Genomic DNA, 20315 nt, shown 5'->3' on the forward strand with positions numbered 1-20315 from the left:
GTTATCGCTTTTCCCCCATATGCATGGCTGCAACGCCGCCAGTATAGGATTTAACTTTTACATTAACAAAACCGACATCTTCGAACATCGTTTTTAACTCTTTCTTCCCTGGAAAGTCTTTCGCTGATTCATGAAGCCAGCTATATTCTTGATAGCTTTTAGCGAATAACTTTCCGAACAGTGGCATTACATTACCGAAGTAGAGATAATATAATCTCTTGAACACAGGATTCGTAGGTTGGGAAGTTTCAAGACAGACGACTTTCCCGCCTGGTTTGACGACCCGGTACATTTCCTTTAACACTTGTTTGTAGTCAGGGACATTACGCAGGCCGAATCCTATGGTTACAAAATCAAATTGATCGTCTTGATATGGAAGAGCCATCGCGTTTCCATGTTGAAATTCGACTTGTCCTACTTTTCCGGCCAGCTTTTTTTTGATACCGACAGAAAGCATATTTTCACTAAAATCAAGTCCAATGACTTTGCCTTTAGTACCCACTTGCATTGCGAGAGCCATTGTCCAATCACCCGTTCCACAACAGACGTCCAGCGTTCGGTTTCCATTTTTCACATTCATACGTTTCATTACATCGTTTCGCCAAAGCTTGTGTTGTTGAAAAGAAATAATGGAATTCATACTGTCATAGCGGTTGTATATTTTTTCAAATACGTGATGTACTCGTTCTTCTTTCGTTTGTGGTTCCATTTTCACCCTTCTTCCGCAACCTTTCTATGGTTGAATTGATGGTGAATCGCAGTGTGCATGTACGATTTCAACCAATTGAAATGTACAGGGAGCTGAGTAACAGTGGTTTCCAACCGATGCACATGGTTTTGAATCATTTGTTCAATGTTCACCAATATTTGTGTACTGTTACCAAGTAATGACGAACGGTTGATCAAAGCGTCAATCAAGGGAGAAAAATTCCCTTCCTGATAGCTTCTTTTCTCTACTAGTAACTTTTTTGTGAGCAGCCATTCCCCTGCCATATCATTGATAGTTGTCTTTTGAACATAAGAGGCGACTCTCTGAATAAGTAAAGATTCAATTTTCTTCAGTCCATCCAAGAATTCCTGAAAGGATTCGACATCTTTATAGTAAAGTTCCATTTTCAATTCATTAATTTCTTTAATGGCACCAGCGAGTGTGTGGATCATCGGAATGTCATCCAATTGTGACAGCAGATAATAATACAGGCCACTGTAATAATCCCCTGCCAGAACAGTCAACTGCCTATTTCTTACCGTTTCCCGATCATCGTCCTCATCGGAAAGTGTAACGAGATCATGGGTGTCCAGTGCGACTTGCACTAGCATTGTCGTAATGATGTATTGCTCTTTTTTTACATCTGAGAGATTGGTGTGATCCATAATGGATGACAAGATGACAAGCTTATCTTCGTCGATTGCCGGCTCAGGGATGAATCGAACTAAATAAGGGTGGCGAACTTTCGATGCGATTTTCGTTTTAAGTTGTTTTATGTCGTTATCTGCAGTATTCAACATGATCACCTGGTCCCTTCCTGAACACTTTTTAACACTCCTATTATAGCATAACTCACCATCTACCGCTCGTTCGTTATGTATGTCTTCCTGAGGGAGGATCACTCTGCGTCGTTGTTCATCTCTCCATGGCTAGTCTGTATGACAGCTTTACCACGAACTTTGACAGCAGAAGTGTGCTCAGTGAATTGGGCAATCATGACCTCCCCTTTATCTAGCTTTTCTGAATGGTGAAACCTTGTATCCGTACCTCTTGTCAATCCAATGACATTCACCCCATCTTCAAGAGCTTTAATTACAAAAAAGTCATTATTGGATGTAGACATTTAGAATTGCCTCCTTCTATTTATCACTACTATCTCTTATTGTGCGGACTTTTGTCAAAACATCCACCTTGAGAGCCCATATTTCGAGCTGTATTACAACCAGTATGGCCATAAACATATTGATTTAATGGGAATAAAAAGAAAAAGGGTGCACATGCACCCTTTTTCGAAGCCCTATGTAGCTAATTATTTAACCGCATCTTTAAGGGCTTTACCAGGTTTGAACGCTGGTACTTTGCTTGCGGAGATTTCGATTTCTTCTCCTGTTTGTGGGTTACGACCTTTACGAGCCGCACGCTCACGTACTTCAAAGTTACCGAATCCGATCAATTGGACTTTATCACCGTCTTTTAGTGAATCCATGATAGATTCGAATACAGAATCTACAGCTTGTGTAGCATCTTTCTTGGAAAGATCAGCTTTTTCAGATACAGCATTGATTAGATCTGTTTTATTCATGACATTCACCTCCTCCCGAGAAGGTTAAACTCTTTCAAAGCAGTGTGAGAACCGCTTCAAATGTTTATTTAACAGTCATCATTTGATGACATGCCTTATCATAAACGAGTTTTCCCCGAATTTCAATAGATAATCCTTTGAAAATCGCGTAACAACGCGACTTCAGGGCTGAATACCCCTTCATTTCACATGTAGTGTAACAAAATATCGAGCATTACGCAAAAACTGATGAAGCCTGTCATGACGGGATTTAAGAGCATTTTCCCTTCTTCTCTTTGCTAATTACGACATCCATATGGAAAACTCCTCTTTATGAAGTAAATTTTGCTGAAAAAAATTAAAAACGGCCCCCTCGGAGCCGTTATAATATGATTGCAATCATACCACCAGAACCTTCGTTGATGATTCGTTCTAGTGTTTCTTTTAGTTTATATCTGGCATTTTCAGGCATCAAAGCAAGTTTAGCTTGAATCCCTTCCCGGACAATCGAACTTAAGGATCTACCGAAGATATCAGAGTTCCAAATCGATAATGGGTCCTCTTCAAAATCTTGCATCAAGTAGCGAACCAATTCTTCACTTTGTTTTTCTGTACCTATAATTGGGGAGAATTCAGACTGCACATCCACTTTCACCATATGAATGGAAGGGGCTACTGCTTTCAATCTGACACCGAATCGGGAGCCCTGTCTGATGATCTCTGGTTCATCAAGGGTCATATCCTCTAACGTAGGGGCCGCTATGCCATATCCCGTTTGTTTGACCATCTGCATGGCATCAGCCACTTGATCATACTCTCTCTTCGCATGGGCAAAGTCCTGCATGATTTCAAGCAAATGATCTTTGCCGCGTATCTCTTCTCCTACAATTTCCTTTAGAACATGGTCATATAAATGTTCCGGTGCTTGAAGGTCGATTTCGGCAATCCCTTCCCCAAGGTCCATTCCCGAAATGTGTGCCCCGGTGATGTATTCATATTGGTCGAAATTACCGACAACTGTATCTACGTCGCGGAGACGCTTTATATCCTTTACAGTTTCTTCAATTGCTTCCTGAAGATTGTTTCGCAGCCAGTGACGTGAATCCAATACCATCACCCAGCTCGGTAAATTCACATTAACTTCTAGTACAGGGAATTCGAACAGCGCTTCTCGGAGCACACTTTGGACATCGTTTTCCCGCATACTTTCAACGGAAAGGGCGAGAACAGGAATATCATATTTCTCAGAGAGTTTTTCTCTCAGCTTCTCTGTATTCGGATGGTGAGGCTGAGCAGAGTTGACTATCATGATAAATGGTTTTCCAACTTCCCGCAGCTCCTCCACGATTTTCTCTTCTGCTTCTACATAGTCCTCTCTGGCAATTTCCCCGATCGTTCCATCCGTGGTGACCACTATCCCAATTGTCGAATGCTCTTGGATAACTTTCTGGGTACCAATTTCAGCTGCTTCATGAAAAGGAATAGCTTCTTCATACCATGGTGTATGGATCATACGCGGTCCATGTTCATCTTCATACCCGACAGCACCGTTGACGGCATACCCGACACAATCAACCATACGTACTCGTATATCCAGATGATCATCGATGTTGATGTTAGCCGCTTGGTTAGGGACGAACTTAGGCTCTGTAGTCATTATTGTTTTCCCTGCCGCACTCTGAGGCAGTTCATCTAATGCTCGTTCTCGCTCTGATTCTTCCTCCATATTGGGCAAAACGACAAGCTCCATAAATTTCTTTATAAATGTGGATTTTCCGGTACGAACAGCCCCGACGACTCCTAAATAAATATCTCCATTTGTCCGTTTGGAAATATCACTGAAGATATCAACCTTCTCCAAAGGATCCCCTCCCAAATAAAATTTCACCATCATACAAGCCTAGACAATCTAATTCTATGACGTTGTCCTAGTGGATTATGCAAGAAATTAATAAGTTCGGAAAGGAGACCACTTAGGAATGGTGCCATAGTTCCTTAGCTTAACCCTATCCTCCTATGATCTTCATTAAGAATCTCGTTTAGGCTTCCTAGAAATCTATGAAAAAAACCGCTTCTCTATGCAAGAAGCGGTTTTAAATATCATGTAGATGGTTCATCACTCGTAAATACCGGCTCTCCATCTTCTACTGTATATGTCGTAGAATAAGCAGGAACAAAAGGTGTGTGATCCGTCAATAAGTAACGAATATCTTCTCCTGTTTCATAATTGTGTTCTTCTTCCCTGAGGTAAGTGTATAAGTCTTTTCGATAATCAATATATACTTGTCCCTGTTCGTCTAAAAAAACAGGAAGTTTATGCTCAGAGTATGGACTGTTGATCATAGGAGGTTCGTCCATACCCAGTTTTTCATAATCCAGCTCATAAACCCCAGGAGCTACGAAATCACCTAAAGGCGGATACCTATTGTTATCTCTATAAAACTTAACTTTCACTTGCAATGAGCGTACTTCTTCTGTTGTACGAAGATCAAGGACTTTGACGGTCGGATCCGTGTCTGGATGAATGATCACATATTGATAATGCCCTCCATTTTCAAAAGAAGTGCCTGGCAATTCCCCAATGAGGTTCAATTCTTTAAGCTTTCCAAACTCAACAGGATATTTTTGGAAAATAGGTGTATCCTGGTCTTTCGTTTTGATTGGCAGTAGGCCGTTTTTTCGTTCCTGATAAGTATCCACAGCATTTTGGACCATTTCCAGCTGCTGTTGATTCGGTATTTTGTTTTTTTGAAGTTCATTATTCGGATATAAACACCCTGTGAGCAACAAGGCGGTCAATGGTAGCAGAAAATATAATAGCGGTTTCATGCAGAGCCCTCCTTCCTCATGCTGTCGGCCCGCTCAAGACAATATAGAAAATAATAATACCACCGAAAATCATAAACAAGTAGGCAAAGGTAGCGACGACTCCAGCCAAAACTCCATTTAATTTATGTCTGCTTAAATAAATCAGACCAACCGCCAGGAACAAGGAAATAATCCCTGCGAATGATATGTACATTTTGAGCATTGATTCTGACAACGTTTCTTCCTCCTTCAAGCACATTTTGCTTAGGATATTATACCATAAGTCACTCTTCCCCGACAGAATCGACCGCTTTACATGAGCAGATGCAGATAAGTGTCGTTTTATTTGAAAAGAACAGTTAGAAAAGTTAAAGCTATCTTAACTTACTTATCTGCCTGACAAGAATAGCTGTCGTGTCCTCTTAAAGCTTGCCCCCAAGTCTTTATTACCGGGTAAAAGGGAAAATAGAGCAAAAAAAAAGCGGGGCAATACCCTTTGCCCCGGGTGACTAAACAATTCCCTAACTAGCTCATGTGTAATGATTGCTGCGTAATATCTTATGCATACGTTAGAAGGACCGCCTCCTCAGGCGCCTACTGGTTAGCATTTTATTTCAAAAATTTGCCTAACGTATTCATATCAAGAGGCATATTCTGCTTTGTAATTGCTTCAACGATTTTGTCTTCTTTTTGCTTCGATACATTTTTATTTGCAACTTTAGCTAATTGACGCACTAGCCGACGGACAGTCTTTTCATCACTGAAGTCTGCATTCTGCATAGAGTTCGCAACTTTGAACACATCATCCGGATCGATGTTCGCCTTTTTCTTCAGATGATCGAAAATATTTTTCTGAAAATCATTCATGAATCATTGACCTCCTCGTGCATTAGGTTCTGTGTAGTATATGCACGAGGGCAGATATGTGTCATTCATTCATTTTTTCATCTAAAATATTCGTCAGGTCCTCCATTTCATGACGGCGAATCCTTGTCATCAGCTGGTCTACAACGTCCCTTGGTTCCGCTGACTCAAATAAAATGCGATAGATACCTGAAGTGATCGGCATCTCTACATTCTGTCCTTGAGCAAGCTGATAGGCTGCTTTGGTTGTTCGCACCCCTTCTACGACCATCCCCATCTGTTCAAGTACATCATCCAAAGGGTACCCTTGGCCTAATTTATTTCCTGCACGCCAATTCCGACTATGGGAACTTGTGCATGTAACAATCAAATCTCCAATGCCCGTCAGCCCTGAAAAAGTCAATGGGTTTGCCCCCATGGATGTCCCTAGACGGGCAATTTCCGCTAACCCACGGGTGATAAGCGCTGCTTTTGCATTATCTCCATATCCTAGTCCATCTGAAATTCCTGCGCCCAGAGCGATAATATTCTTTAATGCTCCACCAAGTTCTACGCCGACCAAATCAGGTGAAGTATAAACTCTGAATTGACGGTTGATAAATAAGTCTTGAACTTTTTCAGCAACTTCGAGCTCTTTCGAAGAAACAGTCACTGTTGTCGGTTGCCTTAGACTTACTTCCTCTGCGTGACTTGGCCCAGACAAGACAACAACATCCTCATAAAGGTGTGAAGGTATCTCTTCCCGAATCACTTCGGATACACGTTTGAAAGTACCTGGCTCTATGCCCTTAGAAGCATGAGTGAGAATCGTTTTATCATTCAACACCTGTTTCAACTGACCGCAAACTTCTCTCATGGCTTTCGTAGGAACCACAAGTATAACGTGCTTTGCTCCACTTACTACAGATGCTAAATCATTGCTTGCTTTAATAGATGAAGGTAACTCTACATCATTTAAATACTTTTCGTTCTTATGTGTTCGATTGATTTCGTTTGCCAGCGTTTCTCTATGGGTCCATAAATGAACATCATGTTTATTATCCGCAAGAACAAGAGCCAGGGCGGTTCCCCAGCTCCCTGCGCCAAGTACAGCAACTTTTCCCATATTACCTACTCCCTTCCTAGATAACCATTCAGCTCCGTTTTCGTGCAAAGATCTTAATCGGAGTCCCTTCGAAACCGAAGGCTTCACGGATTCTATTTTCCAGGAATCGTTCATAAGTGAAGTGCATCAATTCCGGTTCATTAACAAAAACAACAAAACTAGGTGGTTTGACGGCCACTTGAGTGGCATAAAATATTTTCAATTTTTGCCCTTTGATCGATGGAGAAGGATTCATGGCTAATGCATCCATGATCACTTCGTTCAACACGTTCGTCTGAACACGTTTAGCGTGATTCTCACTAGTCTCTAACACTTTCGGAAGCAATGTGTGGATACGCTTTTTCGTTTTTGCAGAAAGAAAAACGATTGGAGCATAATCCAAGAAACGGAAATTGTCTCGGACTTTATCTTCGAACTCTTTCATTGTCTTTTCTTCTTTTTCCACTGTATCCCATTTGTTGACAACGATAATAACCGCTTTACCTGCTTCGTGTGCATATCCGGCGATTTTCTTGTCCTGTTCCTGAATTCCTGCGTCTGCGTCAATCAAGGTAAGAACCACATCCGAACGCTCGATGGCTTTCAATGCTCTCATGATGCTATACCTTTCCGTAGACTCATACACTTTCCCACGTTTTCTCATGCCCGCTGTATCAATGATGACATAATCCCGGTCATCTTTTGAGAATGGCGTATCAATGGCATCCCTTGTGGTTCCAGCTATATCACTGACAATCACGCGTTCCTGACCAAGCAGGCTGTTAACTAGAGACGACTTACCGACATTGGGCCTTCCTATTAAGCTGAAACGGATGGTGTCATCATCAATTTCTTCCTGGATTTTCTCCGGAAAATGCTTGACGACTTCATCAAGCATATCTCCAAGGCCTAAACCATGTGTCCCTGAAATTGGGTAAGGCTCTCCGAAACCTAAAGAATAGAACTCGTAGATATTTTCTCTCATTTCTGGATTATCTACTTTATTTACTGCGAGTACGACAGGTTTGTTTGATTTGAATAGGATTTTAGCTACTTCTTCGTCTGCTCCGGTTATGCCGTCACGTCCGTTGACCATGAAGACAATAACATCCGCTTCATCGATCGCTACTTGTGCCTGAGCTCTCATTTGGACAAGCAACGGTTCATCTCCTAGTTCAATACCACCTGTATCGATAATGTTAAACCGTGTCGTCAGCCATTCTGCCTCCGCATAGATTCGATCTCTCGTAACCCCTGGGGTATCTTCTACGATTGAAATTCTTTCACCGACCAAACGGTTAAAAATTGTAGACTTACCAACATTCGGTCGTCCTACGATAGCTATCACTGATTTTCTCATGAAAGGATCATCCTTTCTCTATTTCTATTTTTAATTATTTCATGTTTCGTCAGTAGTGAAAAGCAAAAAAATACTGCTCTTCTCCGGTGGCATGGTTAATAAGCCCATGATCCGACGAACAGCAGGAAGCCATTAACTTTCTTATCTTAGCAAATTTTACGAAAAGAAACAATTTATACTTCTAGTATTCATTCAATGCTTTACGATAATATATAGCTGATCACTAAGCGCATGAGCGATTCCATCTAGGATTGCCTCCAAATTTGCTGCTATAGCTTCCATCTCTTCTTTTGTCTCACATTTGAAAACAGCTGCACTCCCATGCACTTTACCCTCTTGTGTTGTTACGGAAGCTAAAATCGCTTTCTCCATTTTCATTTACATCTTCCTCCTACTATTTCTTTGTAGGCATCTGGATCGCGTTTTCAAGGACAGGGACATGCTCGATGATTTCTTTCGCTCTTTTTGGATCTTTGACTTGAGGAAGAATAAACACTCCTATCCTTCCGTCATTCAAATCCCTCTTGATAAGCGGAACAAGAGCAGGAGTCCCTGAATCGCGGAATACCCCAAGGGTTACAGAAACATCGTGGAGTATTGCTTGTCGCTGGCCCAGATTCGCTATGGTAGAACGGACACTAAAGTCTTTTGGAGTTAATATAAACCCCATCCCATATTCCATAACTTCCTTTTGCCGTTCAGGAAGACCGATGTTCATTATATAGATATTATCTACATACAGCCCAGCTCCATCAAAGGAAATCTGCGAGTGTTCCACTGTTACGATATCTGACAATTTAGAACCACTCATCAAGAAGTTTGAAATAATGAAACAGACGACCCCTGCCCCTATCGCTGCCCATATATTGAATGTTAAGTAACATAAAGTAACAAGGAAGGAGGTGAAAATCACTAGGTAATTTCTACTCTCAAAAGCGACGGCAATCCCCTCTATATAAGTATTCCCTCTCGGAACAAGCTCGTATCCATCCATTTCCGTCAACGTATTCCTTTCCATGTTTCTCACTTCCCGGAACTGTGATGCCGCTAACGTCAGGAATGTCACGGCGGTGAATTCTTTTTCCATAATGGATGGTATGGCGATAGTGCCAAGAGCTGCTGCGATAAAACCAAGAGATAAGTGGATGATTTTCCCATGCAAATAAGTAGGGTATTGCCGGTAATCCGTCCGCAGCATAAATAAACGCAATGCTGTCCCCACGAGAATACCGAAAAGGATTGGATAAGTATATTCATTCAAACTAAAGCAGCTCCTTTAGATGAGGATTTCTTTTTCTTCAGGTTGATCCTTTTTAAATGATCGATGCCATGAAACAAAAAAAGGACCAACATACCTTTTAAAACAAATACCATCATCATTTGACTCTCAATTAAACCTTCATTTCCATAGATGGCAAAAATACCGTAAGAAAACAGTGTGCCACCAGCATTTATTAACAACCAAATACCGATAAGGCCTTCAATATCTGAAATAATCATCCGCATTAAAATGATGGCAACCACTAATCCAACCGACACCCCTGGAAAGTTGCTCCAAACCGGGTGGATGACAAAAAACATGCTGATAGATGCGTAGCCGACACTTAATATAAATGGCCAAAAATGGTGGAAGAACGGCCTTTTTCTCCTGATCCATATATGAGTACCGAATAATAGAAGAAAGGAGACATGTATATATAAATGACTAGCTGGACTCCATGTCAAAAGCGTATATGTACACATTGAAATACCAGTGAAGATTAATAAGTCATGGCGTAATGTGCGTTTTCCAATAAAGAAAAACACGATAATCGTAAGAATCCAGGCATACCAGTAAAAAGTAGCTCCCACTTCTCCCCCTCCCCTCTATCACCATCTATTATGTGTGATTCCCACATCATTTAAACATACTCAATAAAAAAGCTAAGGGCTCCTCATTTATCCCGTTATAATAAGAAAAAGTCTATGACAAATCGTCATAGACTTATTGAATCCTTTGGTCATACCATTCTTTGGTATGTCCGAGCAAAATATAAGGTTGTCCTTTTAACTCATGTGGTACGGCAGCATTCATAAGCATCATAACCATCTTCATTTCATGGTGGATATGCGCTACTTCCTCTATCAGTGAATTTATACCGTCATTCACTAGTACTCTCAATAAACTTCCTGCCATCCCGAATCCCTCCGCTCCCAGGACAAGAGCTTTAGCTCCATCCAAACCATTACGGATGCCTCCCGAAGCGAATACATGCAAACCGGATCCTGCAGTTTCCAGAATAGACGCAGGAGTAGGGATACCCCAATTATTGAAAGATGCAAATGGGCGTTCCCGTCTCATATTTTCGACTTTCGAAAAATTCGTTCCTCCTCGTCCTCCTACATCGATGTATCGCACTCCGATTTGCTGAAGGGTTTCAATAGTTTCCATCGACATTCCGTAACCTACTTCTTTCACAATAACCGGCAGTTCTATTGAACTAACAATACGTTGAATGTTATCAAGCCGTTGAGTGAAATTACGATCACCTTCTGGCATAATCAATTCCTGTAATGTGTTCACATGAATTTGCAATGCATCAGCTTGTATCATATCTACCGCTTGTTCCGCTTGATCTAATGAAGCTTCACTGCCTACGTTCGCAAAAATGAAACCTTCTGGATTCATCTGTCGGACAATCGCATAAGTATGGCGTTCTTCCACATTTTTTATTGCAGACATTTGAGAGCCGACAGCCATTCCGATGCCCGTTTCTCTTGCTACTAGAGCTAGATCACGATTGATTGCTTTCGTCTCTTCGCCACCACCTCCAGTCATTGCATTAACAAAAAGAGGGGAACTTAAATTAAGTTCCCCTACTTTCATGTCTATACGCAATTGATTAAAGTCTAAACGAGCCAAACTCTGATGGATAATTTCAATATCATCAAAGTGATTATGCAATTCCCGTTCATGACTTAAGGCATGGCGGATATGGTCAATCTTTCTTTGCGCTCTACTCATACCCATCCCTACTTTTTACTTTTTGTATTTATCCAGCTTATCACCGATCATATCACTTAATGAGAAACCAGAGTTGTCATCTTCTTTCTCATATTGTTGAATATCGGCACGAGCTTCTTCACGCTCTAATTCTTTCATGCTCAATGAAAGACGTTTGGCATCTTCATCCACATCAAGTACTTTCACTTGGACTGTTTGTCCTTCTTCAAGTACTTCATCCGGGGTGCCGATGTGACGATTGGAAATTTGGGAAATATGAACAAGCCCTTCGACACCAGGGAAAACTTCTACGAAAGCTCCGAAGCTTACTAGTCTGCGTACTGTACCTTCGAGTGTCTCACCAGGGTTCACTTTAGCCTTGATGTCATGCCAAGGTCCTGGTTGAGTAGCTTTCAACGATAAAGAAATTCTCTCGTTGTCGCGATCCACAGAAAGAACTTTGACTTTGACAGCTTGCCCTTCTTCCACAACATCAGCTGCTTTTTCCACATGCTGATGAGATAGCTGGGAGATATGTACGAGTCCGTCAATACCTCCAAGGTTCACGAAGGCTCCGAAATCTGTCAAACGCTGTACAGTTCCTTCAATGACTTGTCCTTCTTCCAAAGATTGTAGCACTTCATGCTTTTTCGCTGATTCTTCTTCTTCAACAACAGCACGGTGGGAAAGGATTACACGGTTTTGTTCACGATCCAATTCTACGACTTTTAAAGAGAGGGTCTTCCCTTTATAGTCTTCAAAATCTTCAACGTAATACGTTTCGACCAAAGAAGCCGGAATGAAACCACGTAATCCGATGTCTACAACTAGTCCACCTTTTACTACGTCTTTGACTTCTGCTTCAAAGATTTCTCCGCTTTCGAATTTCGCTTCAAGGTCTTCCCATGCCTTATCAGCATCGACCGCACGTTTAGAAAGTACAATTTCATCATCTTCCACTTTCTTCACTTGCAACGTCAGTTCATCCCCTTCACTGACGGCATCTGAAGCTTTTTCTACATGAAGGCTGGATAATTCACTGATAGGTACAATACCCTCGACTTTATATCCAACATCTACAAGGACCTGTTTTTCTTCAATTTTCACGACTTTACCAGTCACGATGTCCCCTGCAGAGAATTCTTTCATTCCTGATACTTCCTGATTCATTTCATCCATACCAAGCTACCTCCTTCAATTTCCGACACAACCTAATAAAAACAGAAATGCCCTTTTGTCTAACTTCTAATATTTAGAGCATTTTGTCAAGTGATTACGCCTTATGATTGATGAATTTTATGCAATTGTCTGATTTCTTCCATGATTCGATCAGTCACGACTTGAGCAGAAGCTTTTTGTTCACGATATTCCGACATATCGATCGGCTCCCCATAAACCACTTTTAATGGTTTGAATTTCCTATAAGGACCAACAATAGCACAAGGGACGATGGCCGCTTCAGACCTTAAAGCGAAAAAGCCGGCTCCAGCGAGGCCTTTTCCGACCTCATTATTTTTTTGTCGGCTGCCTTCCGGGAATAAACCGAGTGCATGCCCCTCTTTCAAAACTCCCAAACCTTTTCTTAGAGCATCCCGGTCTCTCATGCCGCGTTTGATCGGAAAAGCATGGACTTTTTTCAATATACCCCCGATGATGGGGTTTTTAAACAATTCTTCTTTGGCTAAGAAATAAATATTTCGATTATTGGTTATACCCACAACTGGTGGGTCTATGTTGGAGATATGATTCGCACAAATAATGACAGGACCTTCGGCTGGGATGTTTTTTTTACCAATAACTTTAATGCGGTACATCGGGTAAAAAACAACACTGCATAAGAATTTTCCGAGTTTATAGAGGTTCATCCTTGATCCCCCTTCCTGGCTTTTTCTTTTACAATTCCCAGTATGGTATGGACAACTTCTTCAATCCCCATGGAGGTTGTATCTACCTCGATAGCGTCTTCCGCTTTCACTAGTGGGGAGACCTCCCGGTTCGAGTCAATTTCGTCGCGCTTACGGATCTCTTCTTTTAGCTGATTCAAGTCGGATGGGAAACCCTTCTCGATATTTTCTTTATGGCGACGTTCTGCTCGTTCATCAACAGATGCAATCATAAAAATTTTCACTTCTGCATCCGGAAGCACATGTGTACCGATATCTCGGCCATCCATCACTACCCCTTTGTCTTTGACGAGTTCCTGTTGCCTACGCACCATTTCTTCGCGAACTTCTTTATGTTTCGCTACGATTGATACTTGGTTCGTCACTTCTGCTGTACGGATTTGATCGGACACATCTTGTTGATCAAGAATCACCCGTTGACCAAGTTCATTTTTAATGAGATTCAACTCTGTGTGATTAAGAAGTGATTTTAGACCTTTTTCATCTTCAAGGGAAACTCCTTCTTTTATGGCTTTCCAAGTTAAAGCACGATACATTGCACCTGTATCCACATAGATGAATGATAGTTTTTCTGCGACTCTTTTTGCTACAGTACTTTTTCCGGCAGCCGCTGGACCGTCAATTGCAATGGTCATTGTGTTCATTATTCTAGTTTCCTCCATCTGTCTTCATCAAAGCAAAAACGCACTTTCAAAGCGCGCTTTTCTGATGCCTCATGTAAAAAATTTGGCTGATTTCCAATGTCAAGAATAACACAAATCGCCTCTTAAAATCCATGAAATGAAATACGTGTTCAATTAAGTGCCTTCATCCTTGACTGCATTTGTTGCTCAAAACAATAGCGGATAATCAATTGTCGGTCCTTTTCTGGAATTTCAATAAATTCAACCGATACACGTGCTGGTTGAGTTTCATTTGCTTCAATCGTCCGAATTACCTTTCCTGTCATTTCCCGGTAGTGGGTATCCCCTGAGTTCATCGGGACAACGACTGTCAATTGGATGATCTCCCCTTGTATCAGCAAATCACCTGCTGGTTGCAGGATCATCAGTCCACCTCCGCTAATGTCCTGGGTGACAGTAGGGAAAGCCGCATGTTCCCCTTCGACCGCCACATCCACAGAGGCTTCTACACGGACATATTTCCTGCGTTGGATGCGCCGCAATTCATCCATCCCAGGAAAAGGTAGAGCAATTACAGGAATATTCATTTTTTTTCGGGCAACGACTTTTGTCTTAAACCAATAAACAGATTGATCGCGCCCGACAAAGCTGGCATGAAATTGAGTCCCTTCCAAAAAGAAACCTGTCCTTCCTGTTTCCATATGTATAGGATAATCTATATAGATGTTATTAAGATCATAGTCCACGAGTTTACATTTGTAGCGATGAGATTCCTCTTCTTCCGGCTTATGGAGTTCTAACGTAAGAGGCGTCCCCACCTTTAAGTTCTGCACCGCTTCTCCCCCTTAAATCGTAACAATCTTTTGTCTATTATTATCTCATGCCTCTCAAAAAAAGGGAAGATGCTAGGTCTAAAGAAAGGGAAAAGGACCCTTAGTCAGGGCCCTTCTCTATCATATATCTTGATTGAACTTCATTTCTGCTTTTTTCAATGTCTCTACTTTTTCTTCATGTCCATTAGATGCATTAATGAATATCCGGTATGTCGTATTCTCCATCGTAGTCAAAAATTCATAACATAACACTTGTTCATTTACATCATTTTCAATGACTGACATGTGATGATCCTGGATTTCAACATTAGGGTTCACTTTCTTTCGAGCTTCTTCCAGAGAGATGCCAGGTTCATTCAACTCCCTGTCACTATGGAAGTTAAAATAATCCCTAGTCGACAAACCAAGTACTTCCCCATTATCTAAGGCCACTTTGACGACAACGGAATCAGGGTAAAAACGCACATCATTCTCTGTATATAGGAAGCGGAAAACGCCCATTTTATCATACTGGTTGCTTTCGACAAGTTCAAGATTTTCAATATCCAACCCTTTTACATATTCCTTAGCTTTCTCTGAAGCTTCAAAGAGGGAAATCTTCGCATCCCCTACTTTACGACTAATCATCACTGTCAGAGGATGTCCACCTTTTTCTGTAAGGTCGATGTACCCATTCCTATCCCCATTTTCAAAAGAACCTGTGTATGTTGGCACATCTGCGCCTTTCCCTGATTTAGTCAATGTCAATTTATCTGGGGATACCTTCTCAAGGAACTTACTTGCTATTTTTTTTGCTTGTTTCTCTGTTATTTTCTCTCCTTGAAGGTTACGGTAACTTTTTTCAGGTCCGGACGCACTAAAACCTGTTTGAGTAACAGAATCCTCAAAACCTTCCATCGATTTCTCAACAGTTTTAAATCCGTTGACGATGGTGTTATCCCCTACTTCATCATTCGTAGCTAGTGCTAGCTCTACATCCATCCATCTGAGATTATCACTGAGAACGACATTTTGTACTTTCCTCAGTTCCCCTTCGATTTCACCTGACTTTGTATGAAGCTCTTCTAAGAATTTAACTTCTTCATCACTCAGCGGTTTTTTCTCTAGATCTCTCACAGCTGTCCTATAAGCGAACTCTCCAATATCATACAAAAATTCTTCTGTTTTATTGAAAGGGAGAAGAGTCAACGGCAATTGACCAACATCAGAGTTGGCTTCCGAGGAAATTTTCCATATCTCTGCTAGTTGTGGTGACAAACTATCTCTTGAGTTCATCGCCAAACTGGAGCCGATTTTATCGTGTAATAGATCGATATTATAGGTCAGATCATGGAATGCTCGCTGATAACTATTCTCTGCTTGTATAAGCACAGCGTTTTTATCCTGGTTCTCCTTATATCCCCAGACTCCTGCACCGATAGTCGTAATACTTAATATGATGATGGCAGTCCATCTCAACATACGCCCACCTCCTATTTACAAAAAATATGTTTACCTATTTGTTTAATCTGTGGTCTTGACCAAATCCAATCCGAAGTCGCCGTTTGTGGGTTGAAATAATAGGTTGCTTGACCGGATGGGTCCCAGCCATTGATCGCATCCATGACCGCTTCTTTCGCTTGATCATTCGGCTCCAGCCAGATTTGGCCGTCAGCTACAGCGGTAAATGCACGTGGTTCAAAAATGACCCCGGAAGCTGTATTAGGGAAGGATGCACTTTGGATACGATTGAGTATAACGGCAGCGACTGCTACTTGACCTACATAAGGTTCGCCACGGGCTTCCCCATACACTGCATTAGCCATTAATTGGATATCATTTTGTGAGTAACCACTTGGTACGTTGACCGCCGAAGGCTCTTGTTGTTGTGGTTGTTCTTGCTGGTTTTGCTGTTGCTGGTTTTGCTCTTGTTGCTTTGGTTGTTGTTTTTGATCAGGCTTTTCTTTCGTTTGCTGCGATTTTGGTGTACCGCCATAATGTGTAAAATCATTACCTTTACGAATTTGTTCTTTCACATAACCTTCATCATAATTACTAGCTTTGTTCAGCTTGTTTTTCACTTCTTCGCCGACCAATCCATCAATTTCAAGCCCGAATTCGTACTGAAAATTACGGACTGCCCAGTAAGTACCCCACCCGAACACTCCATCTATATTTCCATTATAGAATCCGAGATACTGCAACCTGGATTGGAGCTCAATGACATCCTCGCCTGTCGCTCCTTGCTGAATAACCTGATTAGAAAACCCTTGGACAGGTTTGACGTAGGTCAACTCTGATAAAGGGAAAAGCAATAGGGCCATACCCCAAAAAACGACCATTGTCTTTTTCCATAACATCCAATATACACCCCTGACCCAATAGTTTAGTTATAGGGGTAGTTTTTAACAGAACCCGAAGATTATGCATAGAGAGGAAACATCGTTTGAATTCTTTTTTATACCAGAAAGCTGATTTATTTGTGTACTAAAAACCTTCTAGGTTCATCGGCCTGTGAAATAGAAAAAGAGACCGGGCACTAAGCATGCCGTAACGACATGGAATCAATCATCCTTTTTATATTTTTTCCTGCACAAAAAAAGACAGCTGATCCGCTGTCTTTACTGTGACCACATATTTTCATGATGTTGATTGGCAATCCTGATTTTTCTAAAGCCGATGACCCATAAAATAATCATGAATGGCGTGATCCAAAACATCCATGTCATTTCATTTATCGTAATGATATAGTCATAAATCGTATGGAAACCTACAGGAACAATTAATCCTAAACCAAGACACCACCTGGATCGAGTGGTTCGAAACTTTGCCTTACCCATATAAAATCCCATGATGATCCCGAATAACGCATGAGAGGAAACCGGAAAAATCGCACGCAACACCGCTATCTGAATTCCGTTCTGAAAGAGAAAAATAATATTTTCTATGGTAGCGAAACCTAAACTAACGGCGACAGCATATATGATGCCATCATAATGATGGTCAAAATCAGAGTGTCTATAAGCTACGAAAAGTAAAAAGAACCATTTAAAGAATTCTTCTAATAAACCTACCAAAAATACCGATTTCATTAGCGGATTATGAAAGACATTCTCTACTTCAAAAGCGTATTGAATAAACATGATGGGAAACACCATGATAACACCTATGATGAACATCCGAATAATCAGAGGTAATGGCTCGAGTTCAATTCGTTTGCTCAAATATATAAATGTCATAATGGCAACAGCAGGTGATATGGCAGCGGTCAATATGGCCATAAACCTCAACCCTTTCTCTTTCCTTCACACACTTTTCATCGTATCATGAAGGTATAAGAAAAGGAACAATTGAATGGAAGATGGTGACAGTTTATGAAACGAATTTTGGTGATCCACACAGGAGGCACCATTTCAATGAAAGAAAACAAAGAAACTGGTGAAGTGAATACTTCATCCAAACACCCCCTTGATGAAATATCGACGATGTTGAAAGGGGAAACAGAAATTGAAGATGAAATATTATTTCATCTCCCTTCCCCGCACATCCGCCCCGACCATATGTTAAAACTAGGTCGTGCGATTCATGAAAAAATGTCCAAGCGAAACTATGATGGAATCGTCATCACCCACGGCACAGATACTCTGGAAGAAACGTCCTATTTTCTTGATTTATTCCTGCAAACAAGAAAACCGGTAGTTGTCACAGGGGCGATGCGTTCCAGTAATGAAATCGGTGCTGACGGGTTATATAATCTACTTAGTGCTATCCGTGTAGCCAGTTGCGATGAAGCCCAAGAGAAAGGTGTACTCGTAGTAATGAATGACGAAATCCACACTGCTAAAAACGTGACGAAAACAAGTACGAGTAATGTAGCAACCTTTCAAAGCCCGCAATATGGTCCGATCGGTATCACCACTAAAAATGAGGTGTTTTTCCATCATAAGATGACCCGTCATGATTCTTACCCTATACAGCACATTAACAAACGAGTCGCTCTGATCAAAGCATTTGCAGGCATGGATGGCTCTTTGATCGATGCTGTAAGAGAAAGCAATGTAGACGGTTTAGTAATCGAAGCATTGGGGCAAGGGAATTTACCTCCCGAGACAGTAGAATCATTAAAGAGGGCAATAGAAGCTTCCATCCCGATCGTACTCGTTTCCCGTTGTTATCAGGGTATTGTCCAAGATACATACGGATACCCAGGCGGCGGTCGACAATTAAGGGATATGGGGCTCATATTTGCTAACGGACTGACTGGTCCTAAAGCAAGGATCAAACTTATGGTCGCTCTTGAAATGACCACCAATCTTACTGAACTGGAACATATGTTCAGTTACTAATTCATAAATATCTATACAAACGAAAAAGCTCAGATATCTCTGAGCTTTTTTTGCATATCTATAGATTTATTACTCCAAATTAACCATTACTTTTAGTTTGGGTCAGGAAGATCGGTCTTCTGCTTTTCACCTTTCCTACCCATGAGTCAGGTCGCGATAATCAACAGCTATTCGTTATGTCTGTATTTAAAAATTTTCATCGAGAAGCAATGGAATGAGCAATTTTACCGCCATGATGTCGACCGTTCTCAATAAAAATTTCATTGTTATTGTAACCAGCTGCAATGACCCCTGCAATATATATACCTGGTACATTCGTTTCCATAGTGTTCTCATCAAAAGCAGGACGCCCTGTTTCCTCATCCATTTCTACCCCCATTTTTGTAAGGAAGCTATGATCTGGACGGTATCCTGTCATTGCGAAGACAAAGTCATTCGCAATACGTTTTTCTTTCCCTTTACATTCATAAATCACTTCGTTCTCTGTGATTTCTTTAATGTCTGCGCAAAAATCCATTTGGATGATTCCCTTTCTGACTAGAGCTTCGAATTGAGGGAGGATCCAAGGTTTAATACTTTTCGAATAATCTTCCCCACGATATAATACGGTGATATTCGCGCCGGATTTTTCCAATTCAAGGGCTGCATCAGCCGCCGAATTTTTTCCTCCGATAATCACAACATCTTTATTATAGTAAGGATGTCCTTCTTTGAAATAGTGCATGACTTTAGGTAAATCTTCGCCTTTGACGTTCATATAGTTCGGTTGATCATAATATCCAGTAGCAACGACAATTTGTTCTGCTGTATACTGTACTTGTACTCCATTATCTTTTTCTGTATGGACAAAAAACCCCTTATCGGTTCGTTCGACACTTGTCACTCTTTCATAAGTGTGAACACGGAGTTGCTCTCGCCCAGCTACCGCGCGGTAATATGCTAGTGCTTCGTTACGGACAGGTTTTTGTCTTTCCGTTATAAATGGAATATTTCCGATCTCCAATTTTTCACTGGAACTGAAAAACGTTTGATGAGTCGGATAATGATAAATCGAGTTAACAATATTTCCTTTTTCTATGATCAATGGTTCTATGCCGGATTTCTGCAATTCGATGGCTGCACTTATCCCGCAGGGACCTCCACCGATGATTATGACTTTTTCTTCTTGTAGCACGAACAACACTCCTCTTTCGTTCCCAGAACATGACGGTTAGTTAGAAAAGCGCAAGCGACTTGCTCACCCCTGACAAGCTTAAGACAA

23 protein-coding genes are annotated in these 20315 nt (G+C 41.2%); 1 reads left to right on the plus strand and 22 read right to left on the minus strand.

Annotated features, from left to right (window positions below):
• Position 1: 1 nt before the first annotated feature.
• From BMZ58_RS11605 to prsW, 21 genes are all read right to left on the minus strand, one after another.
• Positions 2 to 709: a demethylmenaquinone methyltransferase gene (locus BMZ58_RS11605; RefSeq protein ID WP_075036722.1), complete on the minus strand. Its 708-nt coding sequence runs from the start codon at positions 707 to 709 to the stop codon at positions 2 to 4.
• Between the two features lie 2 nt (positions 710 to 711).
• Positions 712 to 1509 (minus strand): heptaprenyl diphosphate synthase component 1, encoded by a 798-nt coding sequence (locus BMZ58_RS11610; RefSeq protein WP_244151557.1) that lies wholly within the window; start codon positions 1507 to 1509, stop codon positions 712 to 714.
• Positions 1510 to 1607: 98 nt separating this feature from the next.
• Positions 1608 to 1832: a trp RNA-binding attenuation protein MtrB gene (gene mtrB, locus BMZ58_RS11615; protein ID WP_075036724.1), complete on the minus strand. Its 225-nt coding sequence runs from the start codon at positions 1830 to 1832 to the stop codon at positions 1608 to 1610.
• A gap of 186 nt (positions 1833 to 2018) precedes the next feature.
• Positions 2019 to 2291, minus strand: a complete 273-nt coding sequence (locus BMZ58_RS11620; RefSeq protein WP_008638574.1) for an HU family DNA-binding protein — start codon at positions 2289 to 2291, stop codon at positions 2019 to 2021.
• A gap of 361 nt (positions 2292 to 2652) precedes the next feature.
• Positions 2653 to 4131, minus strand: a complete 1479-nt coding sequence (gene spoIVA, locus BMZ58_RS11625) for a stage IV sporulation protein A (protein ID WP_075036725.1) — start codon at positions 4129 to 4131, stop codon at positions 2653 to 2655.
• Positions 4132 to 4370: 239 nt separating this feature from the next.
• A complete protein-coding gene (locus BMZ58_RS11630; RefSeq protein ID WP_075036726.1) occupies positions 4371 to 5099 on the minus strand; it encodes a hypothetical protein in 729 nt (242 codons plus the stop codon).
• Between the two features lie 16 nt (positions 5100 to 5115).
• Positions 5116 to 5313 (minus strand): DUF2768 domain-containing protein, encoded by a 198-nt coding sequence (locus tag BMZ58_RS11635; protein WP_075036727.1) that lies wholly within the window; start codon positions 5311 to 5313, stop codon positions 5116 to 5118.
• A gap of 374 nt (positions 5314 to 5687) precedes the next feature.
• Positions 5688 to 5945 carry a stage VI sporulation protein F gene (locus BMZ58_RS11640; RefSeq protein WP_075036728.1) on the minus strand — a complete coding sequence of 86 codons (258 nt, stop codon included), beginning with the start codon at positions 5943 to 5945 and terminating at the stop codon, positions 5688 to 5690.
• Between the two features lie 61 nt (positions 5946 to 6006).
• The gene (locus BMZ58_RS11645; RefSeq protein ID WP_075036729.1) at positions 6007 to 7047 is read right to left on the minus strand and encodes an NAD(P)H-dependent glycerol-3-phosphate dehydrogenase; all 1041 of its coding nucleotides are present in this window, start codon (positions 7045 to 7047) and stop codon (positions 6007 to 6009) included.
• 28 nt (positions 7048 to 7075) lie between these two features.
• The gene (gene der / locus BMZ58_RS11650) at positions 7076 to 8386 is read right to left on the minus strand and encodes a ribosome biogenesis GTPase Der (protein ID WP_075036730.1); all 1311 of its coding nucleotides are present in this window, start codon (positions 8384 to 8386) and stop codon (positions 7076 to 7078) included.
• Between the two features lie 192 nt (positions 8387 to 8578).
• The gene (locus BMZ58_RS11655) at positions 8579 to 8764 is read right to left on the minus strand and encodes a capping complex subunit for YIEGIA (RefSeq protein WP_075036731.1); all 186 of its coding nucleotides are present in this window, start codon (positions 8762 to 8764) and stop codon (positions 8579 to 8581) included.
• 16 nt (positions 8765 to 8780) lie between these two features.
• The gene (locus BMZ58_RS11660) at positions 8781 to 9647 is read right to left on the minus strand and encodes a YIEGIA family protein (RefSeq protein WP_075036732.1); all 867 of its coding nucleotides are present in this window, start codon (positions 9645 to 9647) and stop codon (positions 8781 to 8783) included.
• Complete coding sequence (locus BMZ58_RS11665; protein WP_075036733.1) at positions 9644 to 10237, minus strand: YphA family membrane protein; 594 nt, start codon at positions 10235 to 10237, stop codon at positions 9644 to 9646. The genes BMZ58_RS11660 and BMZ58_RS11665 overlap by 4 nt, the downstream gene beginning before the upstream one ends.
• Before the next feature lie 133 nt (positions 10238 to 10370).
• Positions 10371 to 11390 (minus strand): type 2 isopentenyl-diphosphate Delta-isomerase, encoded by a 1020-nt coding sequence (gene fni / locus BMZ58_RS11670; RefSeq protein WP_075036734.1) that lies wholly within the window; start codon positions 11388 to 11390, stop codon positions 10371 to 10373.
• Positions 11391 to 11405: 15 nt separating this feature from the next.
• A complete protein-coding gene (gene rpsA / locus BMZ58_RS11675) occupies positions 11406 to 12548 on the minus strand; it encodes a 30S ribosomal protein S1 (RefSeq protein WP_075036735.1) in 1143 nt (380 codons plus the stop codon).
• Between the two features lie 101 nt (positions 12549 to 12649).
• On the minus strand, positions 12650 to 13234 hold the full coding sequence (locus tag BMZ58_RS11680) for a lysophospholipid acyltransferase family protein (RefSeq protein ID WP_075036736.1): 585 nt from the start codon (positions 13232 to 13234) through the stop codon (positions 12650 to 12652).
• The gene (gene cmk / locus BMZ58_RS11685) at positions 13231 to 13917 is read right to left on the minus strand and encodes a (d)CMP kinase (protein ID WP_075036737.1); all 687 of its coding nucleotides are present in this window, start codon (positions 13915 to 13917) and stop codon (positions 13231 to 13233) included. The genes BMZ58_RS11680 and cmk overlap by 4 nt, the downstream gene beginning before the upstream one ends.
• Before the next feature lie 149 nt (positions 13918 to 14066).
• Positions 14067 to 14729: a flagellar brake protein gene (locus BMZ58_RS11690; RefSeq protein WP_075036738.1), complete on the minus strand. Its 663-nt coding sequence runs from the start codon at positions 14727 to 14729 to the stop codon at positions 14067 to 14069.
• Between the two features lie 120 nt (positions 14730 to 14849).
• Positions 14850 to 16190, minus strand: a complete 1341-nt coding sequence (gene ypeB / locus BMZ58_RS11695; protein ID WP_075036739.1) for a germination protein YpeB — start codon at positions 16188 to 16190, stop codon at positions 14850 to 14852.
• A gap of 11 nt (positions 16191 to 16201) precedes the next feature.
• On the minus strand, positions 16202 to 17032 hold the full coding sequence (sleB, locus tag BMZ58_RS11700; RefSeq protein ID WP_075036928.1) for a spore cortex-lytic enzyme: 831 nt from the start codon (positions 17030 to 17032) through the stop codon (positions 16202 to 16204).
• A gap of 297 nt (positions 17033 to 17329) precedes the next feature.
• A complete protein-coding gene (prsW, locus tag BMZ58_RS11705) occupies positions 17330 to 17989 on the minus strand; it encodes a glutamic-type intramembrane protease PrsW (RefSeq protein ID WP_075036740.1) in 660 nt (219 codons plus the stop codon).
• A gap of 93 nt (positions 17990 to 18082) precedes the next feature.
• Here prsW and BMZ58_RS11710 point away from each other — a divergent pair, with 93 nt between their 5' ends.
• Entirely contained in the window at positions 18083 to 19054 is a 972-nt protein-coding gene (locus tag BMZ58_RS11710) for an asparaginase (protein WP_075036741.1), read from the plus strand.
• A 196-nt stretch (positions 19055 to 19250) separates the two neighbouring features.
• On the opposite strand, the gene BMZ58_RS11715 is transcribed toward BMZ58_RS11710, so the two are convergent.
• Positions 19251 to 20228: a YpdA family putative bacillithiol disulfide reductase gene (locus BMZ58_RS11715; RefSeq protein WP_075036742.1), complete on the minus strand. Its 978-nt coding sequence runs from the start codon at positions 20226 to 20228 to the stop codon at positions 19251 to 19253.
• Between the last annotated feature and the right edge of the window lie 87 nt (positions 20229 to 20315).

The sequence above is a fragment of the Halobacillus dabanensis genome (assembly GCF_900114165.1).
Lineage (GTDB): Bacteria > Bacillota > Bacilli > Bacillales > Halobacillaceae > Halobacillus > Halobacillus dabanensis.

Excerpts from the sequence above, each read along its gene's own strand:
- BMZ58_RS11605 (WP_075036722.1), bottom strand. The coding sequence starts at position 709 with ATGGAACCACAAACGAAAGAAGAACGAGTACATCACGTATTTGAAAAA.
- BMZ58_RS11610 (WP_244151557.1), bottom strand. The coding sequence starts at position 1,509 with ATGTTGAATACTGCAGATAACGACATAAAACAACTTAAAACGAAAATC.
- mtrB (WP_075036724.1), bottom strand. The coding sequence starts at position 1,832 with ATGTCTACATCCAATAATGACTTTTTTGTAATTAAAGCTCTTGAAGAT.
- BMZ58_RS11620 (WP_008638574.1), bottom strand. The coding sequence starts at position 2,291 with ATGAATAAAACAGATCTAATCAATGCTGTATCTGAAAAAGCTGATCTT.
- BMZ58_RS11630 (WP_075036726.1), bottom strand. The coding sequence starts at position 5,099 with ATGAAACCGCTATTATATTTTCTGCTACCATTGACCGCCTTGTTGCTC.
- BMZ58_RS11640 (WP_075036728.1), bottom strand. The coding sequence starts at position 5,945 with ATGAATGATTTTCAGAAAAATATTTTCGATCATCTGAAGAAAAAGGCG.
- BMZ58_RS11645 (WP_075036729.1), bottom strand. The coding sequence starts at position 7,047 with ATGGGAAAAGTTGCTGTACTTGGCGCAGGGAGCTGGGGAACCGCCCTG.
- der (WP_075036730.1), bottom strand. The coding sequence starts at position 8,386 with ATGAGAAAATCAGTGATAGCTATCGTAGGACGACCGAATGTTGGTAAG.
- BMZ58_RS11655 (WP_075036731.1), bottom strand. The coding sequence starts at position 8,764 with ATGAAAATGGAGAAAGCGATTTTAGCTTCCGTAACAACACAAGAGGGT.
- fni (WP_075036734.1), bottom strand. The coding sequence starts at position 11,390 with ATGAGTAGAGCGCAAAGAAAGATTGACCATATCCGCCATGCCTTAAGT.
- rpsA (WP_075036735.1), bottom strand. The coding sequence starts at position 12,548 with ATGGATGAAATGAATCAGGAAGTATCAGGAATGAAAGAATTCTCTGCA.
- BMZ58_RS11680 (WP_075036736.1), bottom strand. The coding sequence starts at position 13,234 with ATGAACCTCTATAAACTCGGAAAATTCTTATGCAGTGTTGTTTTTTAC.
- cmk (WP_075036737.1), bottom strand. The coding sequence starts at position 13,917 with ATGAACACAATGACCATTGCAATTGACGGTCCAGCGGCTGCCGGAAAA.
- ypeB (WP_075036739.1), bottom strand. The coding sequence starts at position 16,190 with ATGTTGAGATGGACTGCCATCATCATATTAAGTATTACGACTATCGGT.
- sleB (WP_075036928.1), bottom strand. The coding sequence starts at position 17,032 with ATGGCCCTATTGCTTTTCCCTTTATCAGAGTTGACCTACGTCAAACCT.
- prsW (WP_075036740.1), bottom strand. The coding sequence starts at position 17,989 with ATGGCCATATTGACCGCTGCCATATCACCTGCTGTTGCCATTATGACA.
- BMZ58_RS11710 (WP_075036741.1), top strand. The coding sequence starts at position 18,083 with ATGAAACGAATTTTGGTGATCCACACAGGAGGCACCATTTCAATGAAA.